At 70.5% G+C, this 21,397-nt stretch carries 18 protein-coding genes; 11 read left to right on the forward strand and 7 right to left on the reverse strand.

Annotation, left to right across the window (positions count from 1 at the left end):
- The first annotated feature begins 395 nt into the window (after nt 1–395).
- Both ACFWV8_RS10245 and ACFWV8_RS10250 read left to right on the forward strand, forming a co-directional pair.
- Complete coding sequence (locus ACFWV8_RS10245; protein WP_384199629.1) at nt 396–2,075, forward strand: chitinase; 1,680 nt, start codon at nt 396–398, stop codon at nt 2,073–2,075.
- 202 nt (nt 2,076–2,277) lie between these two features.
- Nucleotides 2,278–3,297: a chitinase gene (locus ACFWV8_RS10250; protein ID WP_384199484.1), complete on the forward strand. Its 1,020-nt coding sequence runs from the start codon at nt 2,278–2,280 to the stop codon at nt 3,295–3,297.
- Nucleotides 3,298–3,391: 94 nt separating this feature from the next.
- On the opposite strand, the gene ACFWV8_RS10255 is transcribed toward ACFWV8_RS10250, so the two are convergent.
- From ACFWV8_RS10255 to ACFWV8_RS10275, 5 genes are all read right to left on the reverse strand, one after another.
- Nucleotides 3,392–4,699: an Nramp family divalent metal transporter gene (locus tag ACFWV8_RS10255; RefSeq protein WP_384199486.1), complete on the reverse strand. Its 1,308-nt coding sequence runs from the start codon at nt 4,697–4,699 to the stop codon at nt 3,392–3,394.
- Nucleotides 4,700–4,821: 122 nt separating this feature from the next.
- Nucleotides 4,822–6,300, reverse strand: coding sequence for a gluconate:H+ symporter (locus tag ACFWV8_RS10260; RefSeq protein ID WP_329382373.1), 1,479 nt, complete (start codon nt 6,298–6,300; stop codon nt 4,822–4,824).
- A 127-nt stretch (nt 6,301–6,427) separates the two neighbouring features.
- Nucleotides 6,428–6,847, reverse strand: coding sequence for a RidA family protein (locus tag ACFWV8_RS10265; RefSeq protein WP_329382375.1), 420 nt, complete (start codon nt 6,845–6,847; stop codon nt 6,428–6,430).
- Nucleotides 6,844–7,632 (reverse strand): IclR family transcriptional regulator, encoded by a 789-nt coding sequence (locus tag ACFWV8_RS10270; RefSeq protein ID WP_384199489.1) that lies wholly within the window; start codon nt 7,630–7,632, stop codon nt 6,844–6,846. The genes ACFWV8_RS10265 and ACFWV8_RS10270 overlap by 4 nt, the downstream gene beginning before the upstream one ends.
- Entirely contained in the window at nt 7,629–8,777 is a 1,149-nt protein-coding gene (locus ACFWV8_RS10275) for a sugar kinase (RefSeq protein ID WP_384199631.1), read from the reverse strand. Before ACFWV8_RS10275 ends, ACFWV8_RS10270 begins: the two co-directional genes overlap by 4 nt.
- A gap of 93 nt (nt 8,778–8,870) precedes the next feature.
- Between ACFWV8_RS10275 and ACFWV8_RS10280 the strand changes: the two genes are divergently transcribed.
- Entirely contained in the window at nt 8,871–10,160 is a 1,290-nt protein-coding gene (locus ACFWV8_RS10280) for an amino acid deaminase (protein ID WP_329382379.1), read from the forward strand.
- A 12-nt stretch (nt 10,161–10,172) separates the two neighbouring features.
- On the forward strand, nt 10,173–11,798 hold the full coding sequence (locus tag ACFWV8_RS10285) for an amidohydrolase family protein (protein WP_384199491.1): 1,626 nt from the start codon (nt 10,173–10,175) through the stop codon (nt 11,796–11,798).
- An 18-nt stretch (nt 11,799–11,816) separates the two neighbouring features.
- On the opposite strand, the gene ACFWV8_RS10290 is transcribed toward ACFWV8_RS10285, so the two are convergent.
- Nucleotides 11,817–12,164 carry a DoxX family protein gene (locus ACFWV8_RS10290; RefSeq protein ID WP_384199493.1) on the reverse strand — a complete coding sequence of 116 codons (348 nt, stop codon included), beginning with the start codon at nt 12,162–12,164 and terminating at the stop codon, nt 11,817–11,819.
- Nucleotides 12,165–12,322: 158 nt separating this feature from the next.
- On the opposite strand from ACFWV8_RS10290, the gene ACFWV8_RS10295 reads away from it, so the two are divergent.
- Nucleotides 12,323–13,183, forward strand: a complete 861-nt coding sequence (locus ACFWV8_RS10295; RefSeq protein ID WP_384199494.1) for a helix-turn-helix domain-containing protein — start codon at nt 12,323–12,325, stop codon at nt 13,181–13,183.
- Nucleotides 13,184–13,201: 18 nt separating this feature from the next.
- Here ACFWV8_RS10295 and ACFWV8_RS10300 read toward each other — a convergent pair whose 3' ends face one another.
- Entirely contained in the window at nt 13,202–14,848 is a 1,647-nt protein-coding gene (locus ACFWV8_RS10300; protein ID WP_384199496.1) for a choice-of-anchor I family protein, read from the reverse strand.
- 182 nt (nt 14,849–15,030) lie between these two features.
- Between ACFWV8_RS10300 and ACFWV8_RS10305 the strand changes: the two genes are divergently transcribed.
- The 6 genes from ACFWV8_RS10305 to ACFWV8_RS10330 all read left to right on the forward strand — a co-directional run bounded on the left by ACFWV8_RS10305 (nt 15,031) and on the right by ACFWV8_RS10330 (nt 21,396).
- Entirely contained in the window at nt 15,031–16,242 is a 1,212-nt protein-coding gene (locus ACFWV8_RS10305; protein WP_384199497.1) for a pyridoxal phosphate-dependent aminotransferase, read from the forward strand.
- 116 nt (nt 16,243–16,358) lie between these two features.
- Complete coding sequence (locus ACFWV8_RS10310) at nt 16,359–16,793, forward strand: hypothetical protein (RefSeq protein WP_384199499.1); 435 nt, start codon at nt 16,359–16,361, stop codon at nt 16,791–16,793.
- A gap of 62 nt (nt 16,794–16,855) precedes the next feature.
- On the forward strand, nt 16,856–17,959 hold the full coding sequence (locus tag ACFWV8_RS10315) for a hypothetical protein (RefSeq protein WP_384199501.1): 1,104 nt from the start codon (nt 16,856–16,858) through the stop codon (nt 17,957–17,959).
- Between the two features lie 14 nt (nt 17,960–17,973).
- Nucleotides 17,974–19,197, forward strand: coding sequence for a toxic anion resistance protein (locus tag ACFWV8_RS10320; protein ID WP_384199503.1), 1,224 nt, complete (start codon nt 17,974–17,976; stop codon nt 19,195–19,197).
- 8 nt (nt 19,198–19,205) lie between these two features.
- Nucleotides 19,206–20,801, forward strand: coding sequence for an extracellular solute-binding protein (locus tag ACFWV8_RS10325; RefSeq protein WP_384199505.1), 1,596 nt, complete (start codon nt 19,206–19,208; stop codon nt 20,799–20,801).
- Nucleotides 20,788–21,396, forward strand: a complete 609-nt coding sequence (locus ACFWV8_RS10330; RefSeq protein ID WP_384199507.1) for a hypothetical protein — start codon at nt 20,788–20,790, stop codon at nt 21,394–21,396. The genes ACFWV8_RS10325 and ACFWV8_RS10330 overlap by 14 nt, the downstream gene beginning before the upstream one ends.
- The last annotated feature ends 1 nt before the right edge of the window (nt 21,397 follow it).

Below are 21,397 nucleotides of genomic sequence, written 5' to 3' on the forward strand. Positions count from 1 at the left end.
CCCCAGAGCAACACACGCTGAGCCCACAAGAGGCTCACAATGCCCACACTCCCCACACGGACGGTCACAAGTTACACACAACTGGTCACGGTGGCACGAGGATTGATCGCACGGAGTCATCAGATGCCTACCAACGGCTGGAACTCGACCACGCCGACCGGAACCGACAGGTGCCCGAATCTCGTGTCAGAGGTATTGACAACTTGAATGGTCTGGACCATTTTTACGCCCAGGGCGGGGCCGTGTATCTGGGCCCGGCGGTGGCCACCGTTCCCGATCCGTACCGCCAACCCGACATCCCCCAGCGGAGGCATCAAGTGGAACGTGTACCCGACGGCAGACGCAGACCCGGCAGCACCGACAGCGGCGGCAGACGAGGCGGCCGGGCGCGGAGCCTGCTGGGCGGGGTGGTGGCCGTACTGGCCGCCGGGGCCCTGAGTGTGGGCGGGTTGGCCGGTGTCGCCCAGGCCGCCGACATCAACGTCGCGAAGAACGCCGGCTTCGAGTCCGGGCTCACCAACTGGTCCTGTTCCGCCGGGAGCGGGGCCGTCGTGGGGTCTCCCGTACGGACCGGGGCCGCGGCGCTGCGGGGGACGCCCGCCGGGCAGGACAACGCCAAGTGCTCGCAGTCCGTGGCCGTGCAGCCCAACTCGACGTACACGCTGAGCGCCTGGGTGCAGGGCGGGTACGCCTACCTCGGGGCCAGCGGCACCGGGACGACCGACGTGTCGACCTGGACGCCCGGCGAGAGCGGCTGGAAGCAGCTCAACACGACCTTCAGGACCGGCCCGTCGACGCGTACGGTCAGCGTCTACACGCACGGTTGGTACGGGCAGAGCCCGTACCTCGTGGACGACGTGTCCGTCTTCGGGCCGGACGGCGGCGGGGGCAGCGACCCGGATCCCGACCCGCAGGCTCCGGCCACTCCCGCCGGGCTCGGCGTCGGGGCCGTGACCTCCTCCTCGGTGGCGCTGAGCTGGAACGCGGTGTCCGGCGCGACCGGGTACAACGTCTACCGCGACGGCACCAAGGTCCAGACGGCGACCGGTACTTCGGCGACCGTGACCGGACTGGCGGCGGCCACCTCGTACCAGTTCCAGGTGTCGGCGACCAACGCGGCCGGTGAGTCCGCGAAGTCGGCCGCCGTCAGCGGCCGGACCTCGCCCGGCGGCGGCGACCCGGGCGGGCCCGCCGTGCCGAGGCACGCGCTGACCGGGTACTGGCAGAACTTCAACAACGGCGCGGCCGTCCAGAAGCTCAGGGACGTCCAGGCGCAGTACGACATCATCGCCGTGTCGTTCGCCGACTCGACGACCACGCCCGGCCAGATCGTCTTCAACCTCGACCCGGCCGTGGGCTACTCGGGAGTCGCCGAGTTCAAGTCGGACATCGCCGCGAAGAAGGCCGCGGGCAAGTCCGTGATCATCTCGGTGGGCGGCGAGAAGGGAAACGTCACGATCAACAGTGACGCCTCCGCGACGGCGTTCGCCAACAGCGCCTACGCCCTGATGCAGGAGTACGGCTTCAGCGGGGTCGACATCGACCTCGAACACGGCATCAACTCCACCTATCTGACGAAGGCGCTCCGGCAGCTGTCGGCCAAGGCCGGCTCGAAGCTCGTGATCACCATGGCGCCGCAGACCATCGACATGCAGAACACCGGCACCGAGTACTTCAAGACCGCGCTGGCCGTGAAGGACATCCTCACGGTGGTCAACATGCAGTACTACAACAGCGGTTCGATGCTCGGCTGCGACGGCCAGGTCTACTCGCAAGGCTCCGTCGACTTCCTCACCGCACTCGCCTGCATCCAGCTCGAAGGCGGCCTCGACGCCTCCCAGGTCGGCATCGGAGTCCCCGCCTCGACCCGCGGCGCCGGCAGCGGCTACGTCTCCCCGACCATCGTCAACAACGCCCTCAACTGCCTCACGCGCGGCACCAACTGCGGGAACTTCAAGCCGTCCAAGACCTACCCGGCTCTGCGCGGCGCGATGACCTGGTCCACCAACTGGGACGCCACGGCCGGCAACGCCTGGTCGAACGCGGTGGGCCCGCACGTCCACGCCCTGCCCTAGTTACGGCCGGAGGTCCCTTACGCCCGGATCAGCAGCGCCGCCGCTCCCCCGGCGGCGCTGCTGCGGACCCGGCCGGGCCCGGCCGGATACGGCCCATCTCGTCCAGGCCCTTGACAAGGCCAATGGTCTGGACCAGTTTGGACCCCCAACGGTGGCCACCGTTTCGTACCGCCCCCACAACTCCCCCCACGGAGGCCATGCAGTGCACAGGAAAGCGCGACCCCGCACGCTCAAGTACCTCGCCGTGGCAGGCGTTCTCGCCGTAGCCGGACTGGCCGTACCCGCGGCCAACGCCGCCAACGAGCCCGCGCCGACCGCTGTCGCCGCCCCCGCCGCCGTACCGGCGCACGCCGTGACCGGGTACTGGCAGAACTTCAACAACGGTGCCGCCGTCCAGACGCTGGCCGAGGTCCAGGACGAGTACGACATCATCGCCGTCGCGTTCGCGGACGCCACGGGCACACCCGGACAGGTCGACTTCACCCTCGACTCGGCCGGTCTCGGCGGCTACACGGACGAGCAGTTCCGGGCCGACGTCGCCGCCAAGCAGGCCGCGGGCAAGTCGGTCGTCATCTCCATCGGCGGCGAGAAGGGCACCGTCTCGATCAACGACGAGGCGTCGGCGAACGCCTTCGCCGAATCCGTGTCCGGCCTGATGGACGAGTACGGCTTCGACGGCGTCGACATCGACCTGGAGAACGGCCTCAACTCCACCTATATGACACAGGCGTTGAAGTCGATCGCAGGTACGGCCGGGGACGGCTTCGTCCTGACGATGGCGCCGCAGACCATCGACATGCAGTCGACGTCCAACGAGTACTTCAAGACGGCACTCGCCGTGAAGGACATCCTCACGGTCGTCAACATGCAGTACTACAACAGCGGTTCGATGCTCGGCTGCGACGGCCAGGTCTACTCACAGGGCTCCGTCGACTTCCTCACCGCACTCGCCTGCATCCAGCTCGAAGGCGGCCTCGACCCGTCCCAGGTCGGCATCGGAGTCCCCGCCTCGACCCGCGGCGCGGGCAGCGGCTACGTCGAGCCCAGCGTCGTCAACAACGCGCTGGACTGTCTGACCAAGGGCACCAACTGCGGCAGCTTCAAGCCGTCCAAGACCTACCCGGGCCTGCGCGGCGCGATGACCTGGTCCACCAACTGGGACGCCACGGCCGGCGACGCCTGGTCCAAGGCGGTCGGCCCGCACGTGCACGGCCTCCCGTAACCGCACCAGCACCCGTACCACCCACGAACCACCCCCCACAGACCGGTGGCGCCGTCGGAACCCGACGGCGCCACCGTGTGTTCGCACCGGCTGTCTACCAGGGCAGATCCCGCACCTGCTGCACGCACAGGACGATGAACAGCAGCCCGCCCGCCGCCAGCATCACGTTGCTCAGGATGCCGTTGCGCCATTCCTGAGGCGTACGCGCGGAGTTGAGCAGCCACAGCAGCGTGAGCGCCAGGAACGGCATGAAGAAGGCGCCCAGCACGCCGTAGACCACGACCAGGCCGAACGGCTGGTCCAGGAAGAGGAGCGTGATGGGCGGGAAGGTCAGCCAGAGCAGATACGCGCGGAAGGGCACCGACCGCTCGCGCGTGCCCGCCGCGACCTCACCCGCCGTCCCCTCGCCGGCGGGGACGCCCTTGCGGTCCAACCGCCAGCGTTCCACGAAGTCGGCGAACATCAGGCTGACGCCGTGCCACACCCCGATCAGCGACGAGAAGGACGTGGCGAAGAAGCCGACCAGGAAGAGCTTCGCCGTCGTGGCGCCGAAGCGCTCCTCCAGGATCTCCCCGAGATCGACAAGCCCCTTGTCGCCCGAGGTGAGGGCGATCTGCGAGGCGTGCAGCAGCTCGGCTCCGACGATCAGCATCGCGATGACGAAGACGCCGGTGGTGAGGTAGGCGACGCGGTTGTCCAGCCGCATCACCTTCATCCAGCCGGAGTCGGTCCAGCCCTTGGCGTTGACCCAGTACCCGTACGCGGCCATGGTGATCGTGCCGCCCACACCGCCGATCAGGCCCAGGGTGAAGAGCAGCGAACCGTCGGGGAGCACCGGCAGGAGACCGGCGAAACCCGCGCCGATGTCGGGCGTGACGCGTATCGCGACGTACACCACCACGACGAACATGATGCCGATCAGGGCCGTCATGACCTTCTCGAAGACGGCGTACTGGTTGAACCAGACGAAGACCAGGCCGACCAGGCCCGTGATCACCGCCCAGGTCTTCAGGCCGGGGCCGTCGGGGAAGAGCGCGACGATCGGCAGCGCGCTGGACGACATGGCCGTGGCGCCGTAGATGAAGCCCCAGACGACCACGTACACCGCGAAGTAGCCGGTGGTCCACCGGCCGAGGCTGCGCCAGCCCTCGAACAGCGTGCGGCCGGTAGCGAGATGCCACCGGCCGGCCGCCTCGGCGAGGGAGATCTTGACGACGCAGCCGATGACGGCCGCCCAGAGCAGCGTGTAGCCGAACTTGCTGCCCGCGATGAGCGTGGCGACGAGGTCGCCGGCGCCGACACCGGTCGCGGCCACGACGATGCCGGGACCGATGTAGGTCCAACTCGACTTGCGTGGGAGTGATTTGGCGGTGTCGGTACCGTTGTCGGTGATATCTGCCATGCGTCGACCTCCACACTCGTCCCCGTAAGTGACTTGGGTCACCAAAGCGGGACGCCGAAGATCGCGCAAGAGGCCCGGCGGACTCGACTCCGTCTCTACGCCCGGAACGGGTGGGTCGGCGGCTAAATGACCAGACTGAGCAGGGCCGCGACGACGAATCCTGCGACCGACAGGACCGTCTCCAGCACCGTCCACGACTTCAGGGTGTCGCGCTCGGAGATGCCGAAGTACTTGGCCACCATCCAGAAGCCGCCGTCGTTGACGTGCGAGGCGAAGATCGAGCCCGCCGAGATCGCCATGATGATCAGGGCGAGATGGGCCTGCGACATGGACTGGCCCTCGACCAGCGGTACGACGATGCCCGCCGTGGTGACGATCGCGACCGTCGCCGAGCCCTGGGCGACGCGCAGCACGACCGAGATCAGCCACGCCAGCAGGATGACGGGCAGACCGACGTCGTTGAAGGTGTCGGCGAGCGCGTCGGCGATGCCGCTGCCCTTCAGTACGGCTCCGAAGACGCCGCCCGCGCCGACCACCAGCAGGATGTTGCCCACCGGCTTGAGGGACGCGGTCGAGACGGTCTCCAGCGACTGGCGCGACCAGCCGCGCCGGATGCCGAGCAGGTAGTACGCGAGGACCAGCGCGATCGTCAGCGCCACGAAGGGGTGGCCGAAGAACTCGACGACCGAGCGGAGCGTGCTCGGGTCCAGGGCGATGGAGGAGAACGTCGCCAGCAGGATGAGGAGCAGCGGGGTGCCGATGATCGCGAGCACGGTGCCGAGCGCGACCGGCTTCTCGGGCGGGGTGACCCCGGACGCCTGCTGCTCGGCGGCCACGGCCTTCTTGGCCTCGGCCGCGGCCTCGACCATGTCCTGCGGTACGTCGACGAAGAGGCGCTTGCCGATCCACGCCGCGTAGACCCAGGCGGCGAGCACGGCCGGGACACCGACGACGACGCCCATCAGGATGACCCAGCCGAGGTCGACGTCGAAGAGACCGGCGGCGGCGACGGGGCCCGGGTGCGGGGGCAGGAACGCGTGGGTCATGGAGAGGCCGGCGAGCAGCGGCATCGCGTACAGCACGATCGATTTGCCGGAGCGCCTGGCCGCCGCGTACACGATCGGCGCGAGGACGAAGATGCCGACGTCGAAGAAGACGGGGATACCGAAGACGACACCGGTGACGCCCATGGCGAGCGGGGCGCGCTTCTCACCGAAGAGGTTGAGCAGCCGGGTGCTCAACACCTCGGCGCCGCCCGACACTTCGAGGATCGCGCCGAGCATGGTGCCGAGTCCGATGATGATCGCGACATGGCCGAGGATGCCGCCCATGCCGGACTCGATCATCGAGACGGCGGCCGATTTCTGGACCGTGCCGAAGAGTTCGGTCACGGAGAGCCCGGCGGCGAGGCCGACGGCTATGGAGACACCGAGGAGTGCGACGAACGGCTGGAGCCTGACCTTGATGATCAGGACGAGGAGGAGAACGATTCCGAGGACGGCGACGGTCAGCAGACCGGCCGTCCCGTCTATGAGAAGAAGCAGTCCACCGGTGTGGGGCGGGACCTCGGGGGCGGGGGGTGCTTCGGCGGCGAGCAGCATGAGGGGGGACCTCTTGATTCGTGCATCGGAGCAGGGGGGATCGCGGCACGGCGCCCATGGCGTACGGGGGAAGGGGCGCCGTGCCGTGCGGGGGTGGTGATTGACCGGGGAGGAGTACGGGGCCGGATCAGCCGAGTACGGCCAGCGCGTCGATCTCGATGAGCAGTCCGGCGGGCAGGCCGACGTACACGGTCGTACGGGCGGCCGGCGCGTCCTTGAGGTTCTGCTCCTCGAAGTAGGCGTTGTAGATCTCGTTCATCTCGGCGAAGTGCGCGACGTCCGTGAGGTAGACGCGCAGCATCATCACGTCGTCCCAGCTCGCGCCGCCCGCCTCCAGCACCGACTTGACGTTGGCGAGGGTCTGGAGCGTCTGTTCGCGCAGGGTCGGTCCGGCCACGGTCGGGGCCTCGCCCGGGACGGCCGGGAGGAAGCCGACCTGCCCGGCCACCTGGAGGATGTTGCCCTTGCGGACGCCGTGGGAGAACTTGGCCGGCGGCGCGGCGTGCGTGGCGGGGACGACTGCGGTCTTCGCGGTCTGGTCGCTCATGGGATCTCTTTCTGAAGAGCGGGGGTCGCTGGTGCCGGGTGGTGCGCGTTTCCCGAGTACTCACGGCTGATGGCGTCGGCGGTACGGCGCAACAGCGGGAGCAGGGCGAGGAGTTCATCGGCGGTGACGACGACGTTCGGCGCGGACACCGACATGGCGGCGACGACCCGGCCGTCCGCACCGCGGACCGGGGCCCCGATGCAGTTGATGGACTCCTCGTGGCCACCGAGGTCGGTGGCCCACCCCTGTTCGCGTACGGTCGCCAGCTCCTTGAGGAAGGCGGCGGCGTTCGGTGTCGAACGGGGGGTGTACATGGGGAAGTCGAGCCGCTCGGCGAGCGCGCGGCGTTCGGCTTCGGACAGGTCGGCGATGAGCAGCTTGGCGACGGCCGCGACGGTGACGGCGACCGGTTTGCCGATCCGGGAGTACATCCTGACCGGATAGCGGCTCTCGACCTTGTCGATGTAGAGGACCTCGCTGTCCTCTATGACGGCGAGATGGACGGTGTGGCCGCAGCTCTCGCCGAGCGCCACCAGGTGCGGGTGGGCGATCTCGCGTACGTCCAGGCTCTCGACGGCCTCCTGCGCGAGGGCGAAGAGCCGGGCGCCGAGGCGGTAGCGCTGGTCCTGCTGGCGGTAGACGAGCCCGTGTTCGTGCAGGGTGCGCAGCAGCCGCAGGGCGGTGGACTTGTGTACGCCGAGCCGCTCTGCGACCTGTCCGAGGTCGGCCGGGCCCCGAGCGAGGAGCGGCAGGATGCTCAGCGCGCGGTCGACGGTCTGGCTCATGAGGTGCCCGCCGGTTCCTGTGAGGTCCCCGACGTCCAGCCGGGGCCGAGGCGCAATGCTGCCCACGCGGCGTCGTCCAGTGCGGCGAGGCGGTCGGCGTGTGCGCGGGCGGGCGGGACGCAGACGTCGCCCGCGTCGGTGAGCACGGCGGCGGCCGTCAGATGGCCGTGGCGCAGCCGGGCGCAGGCCGGCAGATCCCGGAGGGTCGCGGACAGGAAGCCGGCGGCGAACGCGTCGCCGGCGCCGACGGGTGCCACGACGTCGACGGCCAGCGCGGGTACGGAGGTGACGGTGTCGCTCTCGCCGTCCCGTACGAACGCCGTCGCGCCGTCCGCGCCCGCCTTCACCACCAGGGCCGCCGGTTCGGGCAGCGCCTCGCGGATCGCCTCCGGGCCGTGCAGGTCCCAGAGCTGCGCGGCCTCGTCGTCGCCGACGAAGACGAGGTCGGCGCCGCGCGCGAGGTCGATGAGCACCCGGGCGGCCGAGCGCGGACCGGAGTCGTCGCCCCAGAGCGCGGGCCGGTGGTTGACGTCGAAGGAGAGCAGCGGGCGCCCCGCCCGGGGCTCGGCCAGCTCGCGCATCAGGGCGAGGCAGTCCTCGGAGAGCGCGGCCGTGATGCCGGACAGGTGCAGGACACGGCCGGACCAGAGGTCCCCGCGGTCCATGATCGCGGGGGACATGGCGGAAGCGGCCGATCCCGCGCGGTAGTAGGCGACCTCGTGGGCGGTGGTGGCGCGGTCCGTGGCCGTACGGAAGTAGATGCCGGTCGGGCGGCCGTCGGCGTCGCGGCGTACGCCGGAGGTGTCGACGCCGTACGCGCCGATCGCCTCCACGAGATGGTCGCCGAAGCCGTCCGCGCCGACGCGGCTGATCCACTTCACCCGGTGTCCGGCGGCGGCGAGCGCGCAGGCGACGTTGGACTCGGCGCCGCCGATGGTGCGGGTGAAGGCGGGGACGTCCGCGAGGCGGCCGGGGCGCGAGGGCAGGAAGGTGACCATGGACTCGCCGAGGCAGACGACCTCGGTGGCCCCGGGCCTGGTCGGGTCCGCTTCTACCGGTGCGGGCACTCGGGGCTCCTCGCTCGTCTGTCGGCCGCTGATCCGCCGGCCGCTGGTCTGTCGGCCGGGGCCGCCGGGGCTCATCATTGACCCGGCGACGGCTCGGATGTTAGACAGCGTCAAGCGTTATACGCAATGGGCGTTGCACATGTTGCAACGAGATCGGTGAAGGAGGGCCCTATGGCGGTCGACGGACGGCTCGGCGAAGAGGATCTGAGGAACGAGCGTCTCGACCACCGCTTCAAAGGGCTGCCGCCCGACGCCGACGGTCTGACCGTCGCCGAGCTCGCCGCCGAGCACCGCAACCTCTTCACCGGCGGCTTCACCACCCCGGTCCTCGCCCTGTCCGCCGAGTCGCTCACCCATAACCTCGCCCTGCTGGAGACGTACTCCGAGCGCCACGGCCTGGCGTTCGCCCCGCACGGCAAGACGTCCATGTCCCCGCAGCTCTTCGCGCGCCAACTCGACTACGGCGCCTGGGGGATCACCGCGGCCCTCCCCCACCAGGTGCGCGTCTACCGGGCGTTCGGCATCCAGCGGATCTTCCTCGCCAACGAGGTCGTCGACGCGGTCGCGCTGCGCTGGCTCTCCGCCGAGCTCGACGGCGACCCGGGCTTCCGCTTCATCTGTTACGTCGACTCCGTGCGCGGCGTCGAGCTGATGGACGAGGCGCTGCGCGCGGCGGGCGGCTCGCGCCCCGTGGACGTCGTCGTGGAGCTGGGCGCGGGCGACGGCGCGCGGACCGGTGTCCGCAAGGAAGCGGAGTGCGCGCGGGTCGCCGACGCCGTGGCGGCCACCGGCACGCTGCGGCTGGTCGGCGTCGCCGGTTACGAGGGCGAGGTGCCGCAGGCCGACAACGACTCCGTACGCGCGTGGCTGCGCCGGCTGACCGCGCTGGCCGCCGAGTTCGACGCGGCGGGCCGGTTCTCCGGGACCGTGGACGAGGTGGTCGTCAGCGCCGGCGGCAGCGCGTGGTTCGACGCGGTCGCGGACGTCTTCGCCGAGATCCCGGTGCTGTCCCGGCCCGTATTGAAACTGCTGCGCTCCGGCGCGTACGTCTCGCACGACGACGGCCACTACAAGCGCCTGACCCCCTTCAACCGGATCCCGGCCGAGGGCGCGCTCCAGCCGGCCTTCCGGCTCTGGGCCCAGGTGATCTCACGCCCGTCGGCCGAGCAGGCGTTCGTCAACGCGGGCAAGCGGGACGCGGCGTACGACCTCGACCTGCCGGAGGCGCAGGTGGTGCGCGACGCGCGCACCGGCGAGATCCGCCCGGCGCGCGGCATCACGGTCACGGGCCTGTCCGACCAGCACGGCAAGCTGCACACCTCTCCCGACGCGGTGATCGAGGTCGGCGACTGGGTGGGCTTCGGTCTCTCGCATCCCTGCACGTCGTTCGACAAGTGGCAGCTGATCCCGCTGGCGGACGCGGACGGCACGGTCACCGATTTCATCCGTACGTTCTTCTAGGAGCCACGCGCCATGGACCTCGTCATACGGGACGTGACTGTCGTCGACGGCACGGGCCAGGACTCCTACCGGGCGGACGTCGGGATCACCGACGGCCGGATCGCCGAGATCCGGCCCGCGGCGCCGGGCGCCGCGCCCCGGCTCTCCGGAGCGCGGACCCTGGACGCCGGCGGCCTCGCCCTCGCCCCCGGCTTCATCGACATGCACGCCCACAGCGACCTCGCGCTGCTGCGCGACCCCGACCACTCGGCGAAGGCCGCGCAGGGCGTGACCCTGGAGGTGATCGGCCAGGACGGGCTCTCGTACGCCCCCGTGGACGACGCCACGCTCACCGAGGTCCGCAGGGCCATCACCGGCTGGAACGGCGGCGCGCCCGGGGACACCTCGGTCGACTTCGACTGGCGGTCGGTCGGCGAGTATCTGGACCGGCTCGACCACGGCTTCGACGGCCGGGGCATCGCCGTCAACGCGGCCTATCTCGTGCCGCAGGGCACGGTGCGGATGTACGCGGTGGGCCAGGACGACCGCCCGGCGACCGCCGCCGAGCTGGACCGGATGCGGCGACTGGTCGCGGAGTCCCTGGAGCAGGGTGCCGTCGGCATGTCGTCGGGGCTGACGTACACCCCCGGCATGTACGCGGACGACGCCGAACTCACCGAGCTGTGCCGGGTGGTGGCCCGCTACGACGGCTACTACTGCCCGCACCACCGCAGTTACGGCGCGGGCGCCCTGCGCGCGTACGAGGAGATGGTCGACCTCACGCGGACCGCCGGCTGCGCACTCCATCTCGCCCACGCCACCATGAACTTCGGCGTGAACAAGGGCAAGGCACCTGATCTGATCGGTCTGTTGGACAAGGCGCTGGACGACGGCGCCGACATCTCGCTCGACACCTATCCCTACACCCCGGGCTGTACGACGCTCGTGGCGATGCTGCCCAGCTGGGCGAGCGCGGGCGGCCAGGACGCGATCCTGGAGCGGCTGCGGGACGCGTCGACGGCGGAGCGGATCCGCCATCACATGGAGGAGATCGGCGCCGACGGCTGCCACGGGGTGCCCATCGAGTGGGACACCATCGAGATCTCCGGCGTCGCCGACCCGGCCCTCACGGCTCATGTCGGCCGGACGATCGCCGAGACGGCGCGGCTGCGCGGCGAGAGCGGCTGGCTGACCGCCCGCAGGCTGCTGATCGACGACCGGCTCGGCTCGACGATCCTCCAGCACGTCGGGCACGAGGAGAACGTGCGGGAGATCATGCGCCACCGGGTGCACACGGGCGGCAGCGACGGCATCCTCCAGGGCGCGAAACCGCACCCGCGCGCGTACGGCACGTTCCCGATGTATCTCGGCCGGTACGTACGGGAGTTGGGCGTGCTGTCGCTGGAGGAGTGCGTGGCGCATCTGACCTCGCGCCCGGCGGCGCGCCTGCGGCTGAAGGACCGGGGCCTGGTCCGCGAGGGCTACCGCGCCGACCTGGTGCTCTTCGACCCGGAGACGGTGGCGGCGGGCTCGACCTTCGCCGCGCCGCGCACCCTCCCGGTGGGCGTCCCGCACGTACTGATCGACGGCCGCTTCGTGATCGAGGACGGGCGGCGCACGGACGTACTGGCGGGACGGTCGGTACGGCGTACGGACTGAGCCCCGGGGCCCCGGCGGCTACGCGGTGGTGAGCCGTGTGACCAGCGCGGCGACGGCCAGGACGACGAAGACGGCCGGCGGCGCGATCACGTAGTCCTTCGCCTTGACGTGGTAGTAGACCGCGCCCAGGAAGTACAGGACGACGCCGATCGCCGCCGCCGCTCCGATGAACGGGATCCAGAGACCGGCGATCAGGCCCACGGCGCCCGCCGCCTTGAGTGAGGCGAGCCTCGGCAGCCAGGAGTCCGGTATGCCGAGCTTCGTCATGTTGGCGGTGATCGTGGCGTTGCGGGTCGCCATGGCGAATGCCGAGCCGCTGAGCGCGACGGCGAGCAGGATGCCGACGACGGCGTGGGCGATGAACACGGGGGGCCTCTCGGAAGACGTACGGGACTTTGCGGACACGGCCCGGGGTCCGGTGTCCGGACCCACCCTGTGCCCCCCGGCGGCCGGGAGGAAGGCCGGGACGAGGCTGGTAGTGCGAGGGCTACGATCCGCCCCCGCGCGGGCGTACATTTGCCCGGGTGAGCGACAGTGAGCTTGGCCGGTTCCTCCGGTCGCGACGCGAGAGCGTGAGCCCCGCCGACGTGGGACTGCCCGCCGGCAGCCGCCGCCGTACGCCCGGCCTGCGCCGGTCCGAGCTGGCGATGCTCGCCGGGATCAGCGTCGAGTATCTGGCCCGGCTTGAGCAGGGCCGGGACCGCCACCCCTCCCCGGAGATCCTGTCGGCGCTGGCCGACGCGCTGCGGCTGTCCACCGAGGCGCGCGGCGAGCTGATGCATGTCATGAAGCTGACGATGGGCAGCCGCAAGCTCTGCCTCGGCACGGTCCGCCCGCCGGACCGGGAGGTGCGGCCCACGCTGCGCGCCCTGCTCGACCAGCTGGAGCCCGCGCCGGCCGTGCTGCTGAACCGGCTGGGCGAGGTGGTCGCCCGCACCGGCGGCTACGGGCGGCTCTTCGGCCCGCTGGGCCTGCTGGAACCGCCCGTGCCGAGCCTGCCGCGGTTCATGTTCACCGATCCCCGGGCCCGCGACGCGTACCCGGAGTGGGAGCGCGTCGCCGACGATCTGATCGCCCGGATCAGGATCGACTCCCTGCCGGACGACCCGGATCTGATCGCGCTCGTCGATGAGCTGACCCTGCTGGCGGGCGCCGGGTTCACCGAACGGTGGAAGCAGCCCCTGCGTACACCCGAGCACACCGGGGTACGTCGGCTGACGCACCCCGGTGCGGGTGAGCTGCGGCTGGCGGACGAGACCCTGGAGCTGCCCGAGGGGGACGGTTTCCGCCTCGTCGTCCATCTGCCGGCGGACGAGCCCACGGCCGCGGCGCTGGACGCGCTCGCGGGCCGCAGGCCGGGCGCGCTGCGCGCCGTCGCCGGGTGACCTGCCGCCTTCGCCGCCTCAGCGGACCCGGTAGATCGCCGTCGTACCGCTGACCTCGTTGCCGACGACCAGCAGCGCGTCACCCGTCGGGCTGTCCTTCGCCGGGACGAAGAGCACGCCCTCCGGTCCCAGGTCCCCCGCCGTGCCGGCCTCCGGGTCGCCCGCGAAATCACGGGAGTTGACGTAACCGGCGGCCTTCGGGCGGCGCGGGTCGCTCAGGTCGTACGCCGCGATGCCGCCCGGCCGCTCCAGGCCGACGAAGGCGTACGTCGTGCCGCGCACCGATCCGGTGGTGATGCCCTCCGGCTCGGGGCCCTTGCTGTCGCTGCGGCTGTCGGGGTCGTTCTCGGCGTTGTCGGTGTTGAAGTCCGCCGGGAACGCCTTCGCCGTCAGCTGCTCCAGGTCGTCGCCGGAGTCCCAGACGAGCCGGCCGCGCTCGTCGCGTACGGAGATCGAACGGCCGCCGAGCGAGTTCAGCTCGGTGACCCGGCCCTGGCTGTCCGTGGGCGAGGTGCTGGTGATGTTGAGGCGGCCGAGCGCGTCGTCCTCCTGGAGCGCGGCGGCGTCCGGGAAGACCTTCGGGTTCAGCTCGACGTCCTTGACCCGCACCTCCTCGGCGAAGCAGTCCCAGTCGCGGGCGTCGCCCTCGTTGGCGCTGACGGTGTACTCGCCGCCGCGCGCGCCGAAGGCGTGGATCCCGTCGGGCTTGTAGAGGCCCTTGACCGGCCAGGTGCGGATGTTGACGCCGTCCTTGTCGGAGGCGTCCAGGCCGTTGCCGGGCCTGGAGTGGTCCTTCTCGCCGAGCGGGACGATCTTCTCGACCTCGGCGCGGCGCAGATCGACAAGCGCGAGCGCGTTGTTCTCCTGGAGGGTGACCCAGGCGGTGCGGCCGTCCTTCGACACGGCCACGTACTCGGGCTCGATGTCCTGGCTGACGGAGGCGTTCGGGCCGTAGATCAGGACGCCGTCGCGGTTCAGCTCCTTCTTCTCGCGGTCCCACTTCTCGAAACCGGCCGTGCGCACGGTGGCGCGGCGCAGCTCGCCGTCGCGACCGCGGCCCCGGTCCAGGTCGATGACGCCGACCGAGCCGACAGGGTCGATCCCGGCGGCCTCGGTGCCGCCCGGCGCGCAGTACGAGTCGGGCTCGCCCTCGTTCGCGACGACGACGCGGTCACCCTTCGGGGTGAACGTCACCATGTCGGGCAGGGCGCCGACCCGTACCTCTTTCAGCTTGCGGCCGTCGGAGGCGCGGAAGAACGAGACCGTGCCCCGGTCGGTCTTGGCCTCGGCCTGCTGGGCGACGGCCACCAGACCGTCGTGGACGCTCACGCTGTTGGCGCCCGGGGTGACGAGCTCGCCGGTCTTACGGGGCTTGGCAGGATTCCGGATGTCGAGAATGTCGACGGTGCCGGCCTGCGCGTTGATCGTGAAGACCTTGCGGGTCCGGGAGTCGTACGCGGTGATCTCCGCGCCGCCCTCGTCGAACTTGCCGCTCTCGTAGCGGCCGAGCAGGGTCAGGTCGAGCGTGCCGCCCTGATGGCCGGGCTTCCCGTGGCCGTGGCCGCCCCCGTGCGAGCCGGTGGCCTGCGCCGACGGCAGCAGAGCGGTGGTGGCGGCCATGACCGTGACGGTGGCCAGGGCAAGGAGTGTGCTGCGCTTCTTCATGAGTGCTCAGCGTTGTGCGGACCTCCGCTGGCCGGGTGAACTGACCGGGCCTCTCCGGTGAACACTGCCTCAACAAAATGCGGGGCCCGGCGGGTGATCCCGGGCCCGCCCGTCTCACAGTGCGGACGGACGTGGTCAAAAACACCAGGCGCCCCCGGTAACCCGGTCGTAAGCTCACGGTCATGCAGGTCATCCAGTCAACCAAGCTCGCCAATGTCTGTTACGAGATCCGGGGTCCCGTCCTCGACGAGGCGATGCGGCTGGAGGCAGCAGGCCACCGCATCCTCAAGCTCAACACGGGGAACCCGGCGGCCTTCGGCTTCGAGTGCCCGCCCGAGATCCTGGAGGACGTCCTCCGCAATCTCGGCGACGCGCACGGGTACGGCGACGCCAAGGGGCTGCTCTCCGCGCGCCGCGCCGTCATGCAGCACTACCAGACCAAGAACATCGAGCTCGACGTCGAGGACATCTACCTCGGCAACGGCGTGTCCGAGCTGATCCAGATGTCGATGCAGGCACTGCTCGACGACGGGGACGAGGTTCTCGTACCGGCGCCGGACTATCCGCTGTGGACGGCGTCCGTCTCCCTGGCCGGCGGCACGGCCGTGCACTACCGCTGCGACGAGCAGGCGGAGTGGATGCCGGACCTGGCCGACGTCGAGCGCAAGATCACCGACCGTACCAAGGCGATCGTGATCATCAACCCGAACAACCCCACCGGCGCGGTCTACAGCGACGAGATGCTGCTCGCGCTGACCGAGATCGCTCGCAGGCACGGCCTGATCGTCTGCTCGGACGAGATCTACGACCGGATCCTGTACGACGGCGCGACCCACACCCCGACGGCCAGCCTCGCGCCCGACCTGCTGACCCTCACCTTCAACGGCCTGTCGAAGAACTACCGCGTCGCGGGCTTCCGCTCGGGGTGGCTGGCGGTCTGCGGACCGAAGACGCACGCGACCTCGTACATCGAGGGCCTGACGATCCTGGCCAACATGCGGCTGTGCGCGAACATGCCGTCGCAGCACGCGGTGGCGACGGCGCTGGGCGGGCGGCAGTCGATCAACGAACTCGTCCTGCCGGGCGGACGCATCCTGGAGCAGCGGGACACGGCGTACGATCTGCTGACGCAGATCCCGGGCGTCACTTGCGTCAAGCCGAAGGGCGCGCTCTATCTCTTCCCCCGGCTCGATCCGAAGGTCTTCAAGATCAAGGACGACCGGCAGATGGTCCTCGATCTGCTGCAGCGCGAGAAGATCATGGTCGTGCACGGGACCGGCTTCAACTGGCCGGAGCCCGATCACTTCCGGATCGTGACGCTTCCGGCGGCGCCGGAGCTGGCGGACGCGGTGACCCGGATCGGGAACTTCCTGGACGGTTACTCGCAGCCGTAGCGTCAGCCGGGCCGCTGGGGGCCCGCCCCGGCTCAACCGTCGAGGATTGACTCGACTCAACTTTAGACTGATTCCAATGTAGGATGGCTTCCTGACGACACCAGGAGGCCATCCCCATGTATGAGCCGATCCGCACCAAGTCGGTCCACTCGATGGCCGACACCGATTTTCCGCACCGCAGCCGCGAGGAGGAGCTGGACATCCAGCTCGCCGGGCATCTCGCTGCGCTGCTGACCGTCACCGACGACCTCGGGCTCGACGACGCGGCAGGGCTGATCGCCCAGCAGGTGACCAGGCTGCGGGGCGCCGCGCCGATCCGCGCGCCCCGCTCTCGTGAAGCCGACACCTCCGACACCTCCGACACCTCCGACACCTCCGGCACCTCCGACGCCGACGCGGCCGAGCTGCACCGGCGCGCGCTCGCCCTGGCCGGCCGGGCGCTCGTGGTCGCCGCCTCGCGCGCCGACACGGCCGCGGCGATCCTCGCGGCCGAACAGATGGACGCGCACACGGCCGCGCTGCACGAGCCGCGGCTCGTGGACGCCCGCTGACGTTCAACGTTCCTTAACGGGACGGGTACTTCACCTTCCGTCCACCTGACGCGGCGCGGAATGTGGGTTTCCGGGAGCACTCTGCGCATGTGAAACGCATCGTGGGAATCGTCCTGGCGGTGCTGCTGATCGGCGGGGTAGCAGCAACCGTCGTCGCAGGCCGAGAGAGTCAGGACCCGGGCCCGGCAACGAAGACCGTGCGCGGAGTGATCGGTTCGGAGAAGGCGGAGTTCTTCGCCGACCCCGAGGTCGTGAAAGCCCTGGCTGCCCGGGGATTCACCGTGAAGTCGGAGACATCCGGCTCCTGGGCGATGGAGGACCTGCCGCTCGACGGCTTCGACTTCGCCTTCCCCTCGTCCAAGGCCCCGGCCGACGAGCTGCGGAAGAAGTCGAAGATCACGAGCGCGCCCATCCGGCCCTTCTACTCGCCGCTGGTCGTCGTGGCGCACCGGTCGGCCGCCAAGGTCCTCGCGGACAACGGCCTGGCAACCCTCGACGGCACGGCGGGCGGGACGCTGCGGATGGGCCCGTATCTGGCCGCCGCCCGCGCCGACAAGACATGGCAGCAGCTCAAGGGGTCAGCCGCGCATGCCGAGTTGACCGGCACCGTCTTCATCACCAGCACCGACCCGATCCAGTCCAACTCGGGCGCGCTGTATCTCGCGGCGGCGTCGTACGTCGCCGACGGCGGCCGGGTCGCCACCGACGACGCGGCCGTGAAGCGTACAGCTCCACTCCTCAAGAAGCTGACCGCCGTCCAGGGCGCGCAGCAGACGAGTTCGGACGCGCCGTTCCGCGACTTCATCAGCGGCGTCGGCAATCCGCTGGTGCTGGTGTACGAGTCGCAGGTGGCCTCGTTGCTGCTCCAGAAGCAGGACGTGGGCGATCTGGTGGTGCTCTACCCGGACACCACGGTCTCCAGCGACCACACCGTCGTACCGCTCAACGAGGACGGGCGGGAGCTGGGCGACGTCCTGGCCACCGACAAGCGGCTGCGCGAGCTCGCGGTCAAACACGGCTTCCGGCCGCAGGGCGCCGCCGCCGAGTTCACCGGCGCGACGGCCGCCCACACCACCTACCTCAACCAGACACTGACCGGGGTCCGACAGGCGCCCGTGCCGACCTCCCAGGTCCTGCACAGGATGGCCGAGCGGGCCCGTTCATGACGGGGGACGAGCAGATGAGCAGCGACACATCCCACCCGGGCGGAGGCGCCGACGCCGCTCCCGCCCTGATCCTGACCCCGCCGGAGCCGGTGCCGCCGGTCCCCTCGGAGCAGGCGGCCGGACTGGTGCCGGTCGACAACTCCGTACGGGAGGAAATGGCCCGGCGGGCCGCCGAGTACGTGGGGTCCCTGGCCGGACTCGACGCGCGCTCGCCCGAGTTCGGCGCGCGGATCCATGAGATCGACGCCCTGGGGGCGAGCGACATCCGGGGCGCCGCCCAGCAGTCCAACCGCATGCTGGACCGCACCGTGCGCTCGCTCGCCAGTGACGGGGAGAACGCGCAGGGCCGCGTCTCGTCCTCGCTGGTCGAACTGCGGCGCACCGTCGAGGACCTGGACCCGCGGGACACCGGGCTGGCGCGCGGCGCGCGCAAGCTGCTCTCCAAGCTCCCTGGCGGCAGCAAGCTCCGCGACCACGTCGCCAAGTACGCCTCGTCGCAGCACACGCTGAACCGGATCGTCGGCTCGCTCCGCGGCGGCCAGGACGAACTGCGCCGCGACAACGCCGCGTTGCACACCGAGCGGCTGCGCCTGTGGGAGACCATGGGCAAGCTCCAGGAGTACGTGGTCCTCACCGAGGCCCTCGACCGGGCGATCGAGCAGCGGATCGCCGAGACGCAGATGACCGGTCCCGAGGCGGCGGACGCGCTGCGCGCCGATGTGCTGTTCCCGGTGCGGCAGAAGTACCAGGACCTGCTCACCCAGATCGCGGTGTGCGCCCAGGGGTATCTGGCGATGGACGTCGTCCGCAAGAACAACGAGGAACTGATCAAGGGCGTCGACCGGGCCGCGACCACGACCGTGTCCGCGCTGCGGATCGCGATCATGCTCGCCTCCGCGCTGGAGAACCAGCGCAAGGTGACCGAGCAGGTCAACGTGTTGCGTTCGACGACGGAGGACCTGATCCGCGGGAACGCCGAGATGCTCGCCACGCAGAGCGGCGAGATCCAGCGCATCGCCGCCGACCCGGCGGTGGGGGCCGAGACCCTGCGCGCGGCGTTCCAGCAGATCTACCGGACGCTGGAGACGATCGACACGTACAAGATCCAGGCGACGGAGTCGATGGCCGCCACCGTGGAGTCCCTGACGGCCGAGCTCCGGACAGCGAGCGCGTACGTGGAGCGCGCGCGGTCGAGTTCGGCGGACGGCCCGGGTGTGCTCGACGGCGGTCGCAGATGAGGCGCCGCATGCGCGGGGCCGGATGGGCCGCCGTGGCCACCGTGCTGATCGCCTGCACGGCCTGCATGAGCGGGGGTGACGGCGGCGACGGGGACTCCTCCCCCGGACCGGACGGGAAGGGGCCCGCGCGCACGCTGCGGGTCCTGGCCTCCAGCGAACTGTCCGACATGAAGCCGGTGTTGGACGCGGCCCGTGAGGCGACGGGGATCACGGTGACTCCGACGTACGTCGGGACGCTCGACGGCGCCGAGATCGTCTCCTCCGGGAAGGCGGACGGGGCGTACGACGCGGTCTGGCTGTCGTCCAACGACTATCTGCGGCTGGACCCGGCGGTCGGCTCGAAAATCTCCTCGGAGACGCCGGTGATGACCTCGCCGGTCGCGCTCGGCGTCAAGGGGGCGACGGTGTCGCGGCTCGGCTGGAACCCGGAGACGGTCACCTGGTCGCAGGTGCACCGGGCGGTGGCCGAGGGGAAACTGACGTACGGGATGACCGACCCGGTCCGCTCCAACTCGGGCTTCTCCGCGCTGGTTTCGGTCGCCTCCGGCCTCTCGGGCGCCCAGGCGGCGCTCACCGACGGCCAGATCCGCGAGGCGACGCCGAGGCTCCGGGAGTTCTTCGCCGGCCAGGAGCTGACCTCCGGCTCGTCGGGCTGGCTCGCCTCTGCGTACAAGCGGCGCGGCACGGTCGACGCGATGGTGAACTACGAGTCGGTGCTGCTGTCCCTGAACCGCGACGAGGGCGGCGACGCCGACTCACGTCTGACGGTGATCCGTCCCAAGGACGGGGTGGTGACGGCCGACTACCCGTTCACCCTGCTCACCTCCGCCGACGACGAAGCGCGTGAGGCGGGCCGCGATCTGACGGAGTATCTGCGCGGCCCGGAGGCCCAACAGGCCATCACCACACAGACATTGCGTCGCCCGGTGGTCACCTCGGTGAAACCGGCCGAGGGCATCGGCCGGGAAGGCCGCCGTGAACTGCCCTTCCCCGGCTCGCGTTCGGTGGCCGACGGCCTCCTCGACGCGTACGAGAACAAACTCCGCCGCCCCTCGCGCACGGTGTACGTCCTGGACACCTCCGGCTCGATGAAGGGCTCCCGACTGGCCCGGCTGAAGTCGGCGCTGGGCGAGCTGACGGGCGACTTCCGCGAGCGGGAGGAGGTCACGCTGATGCCGTTCGGCTCGGCCGTGAAGCAGATCCGTACGCGTACGGTCGACCCCGCCGACCCCTCGGCGGCGGTCGCCGCGCTCGACGCGGACATCGCGGGGCTCTCGGCGCAGGGCGACACGGCGATCTACAGCAGCCTCCAGGAGGCGTACGGGTTGATAGGCGGTCCCGGGAAGTCCGGCGTCTCCTCGTTCACCTCGATCGTCCTGATGACGGACGGTGAGAACACGGCGGGGGACGAGGCGCCCGGCTTCGACGCCTTCTACCGGGGCCTGCCCGCCGGCCAGCGCCAGACGCCGGTCTTCCCGATCCTGTTCGGCGACTCCGACCGGCGGGAGCTGACGGAGATCGCGACACTGACGGGCGGCCGGCTGTTCGACGCGAACAAGGGCTCCCTGGACGGCGCCTTCGAGGAGATCCGTGGCTACCAGTAGGGTCCTGCGCTACGTCGAATCCCGGAAGAACCTGACCGGCTGCGTCTTCGGCCTGGCGGGCCTGGGCCTGACCCTCACCGGCCTGGCGGGCACCTACTGGCCGGTGGTGGTCGCGGGCCTGTACGGCGCGGGCGCCCTCATCGCACCCCCGGAACGCCCGGACACCCCGGACTTCGCCCAGCCCGCCGAGCAACTGGAGGAACTCCGCAGGGACTTCGCCACGCTGAGGGACTATCTGACCGAGGTGTCCCTGCCACCCCAGGCCACCGCCCGGCTGAGCGACCTGAACGAGCTGATCGCCTCCCTGCTGGACCCGGGCTGGGTCGCCGACGCCCTGATCACCGACCCGGAGGCGGTGCACAGCCTGTCCCGCGCGATCCGCCAGGACATCCCGGAATCGGTGGACGCCTACGTCCGCACCCGCTGGTGGAGCCGCCTCCAACCCAACGCGGCTCCCCCGGACCACCACCTGGAACGCCAGCTGACCCTCCTCCACGACGAGGCCCACGCACTGGCGACGGCGATCCACGAGACGGAGTCCCGCCGCCAGGAGTCCCACACCCACTACTTGGAGGAACGCCACCAGGGCCCTTGAG

Origin of the sequence: Streptomyces sp. NPDC058665 (genome assembly GCF_042714995.1) — a bacterium.
GTDB lineage: Bacteria > Actinomycetota > Actinomycetes > Streptomycetales > Streptomycetaceae > Streptomyces.

Coding starts and splice junctions, on each gene's coding strand:
- ACFWV8_RS10255 (WP_384199486.1), bottom strand. CDS start 4,699: ATGGCAGATATCACCGACAACGGTACCGACACCGCCAAATCACTCCCA.
- ACFWV8_RS10260 (WP_329382373.1), bottom strand. CDS start 6,300: ATGCTGCTCGCCGCCGAAGCACCCCCCGCCCCCGAGGTCCCGCCCCAC.
- ACFWV8_RS10265 (WP_329382375.1), bottom strand. CDS start 6,847: ATGAGCGACCAGACCGCGAAGACCGCAGTCGTCCCCGCCACGCACGCC.
- ACFWV8_RS10270 (WP_384199489.1), bottom strand. CDS start 7,632: ATGAGCCAGACCGTCGACCGCGCGCTGAGCATCCTGCCGCTCCTCGCT.
- ACFWV8_RS10275 (WP_384199631.1), bottom strand. CDS start 8,777: ATGATGAGCCCCGGCGGCCCCGGCCGACAGACCAGCGGCCGGCGGATC.
- ACFWV8_RS10280 (WP_329382379.1), top strand. CDS start 8,871: ATGGCGGTCGACGGACGGCTCGGCGAAGAGGATCTGAGGAACGAGCGT.
- ACFWV8_RS10285 (WP_384199491.1), top strand. CDS start 10,173: ATGGACCTCGTCATACGGGACGTGACTGTCGTCGACGGCACGGGCCAG.
- ACFWV8_RS10300 (WP_384199496.1), bottom strand. CDS start 14,848: ATGAAGAAGCGCAGCACACTCCTTGCCCTGGCCACCGTCACGGTCATG.
- ACFWV8_RS10305 (WP_384199497.1), top strand. CDS start 15,031: ATGCAGGTCATCCAGTCAACCAAGCTCGCCAATGTCTGTTACGAGATC.
- ACFWV8_RS10310 (WP_384199499.1), top strand. CDS start 16,359: ATGTATGAGCCGATCCGCACCAAGTCGGTCCACTCGATGGCCGACACC.
- ACFWV8_RS10320 (WP_384199503.1), top strand. CDS start 17,974: ATGAGCAGCGACACATCCCACCCGGGCGGAGGCGCCGACGCCGCTCCC.
- ACFWV8_RS10325 (WP_384199505.1), top strand. CDS start 19,206: ATGCGCGGGGCCGGATGGGCCGCCGTGGCCACCGTGCTGATCGCCTGC.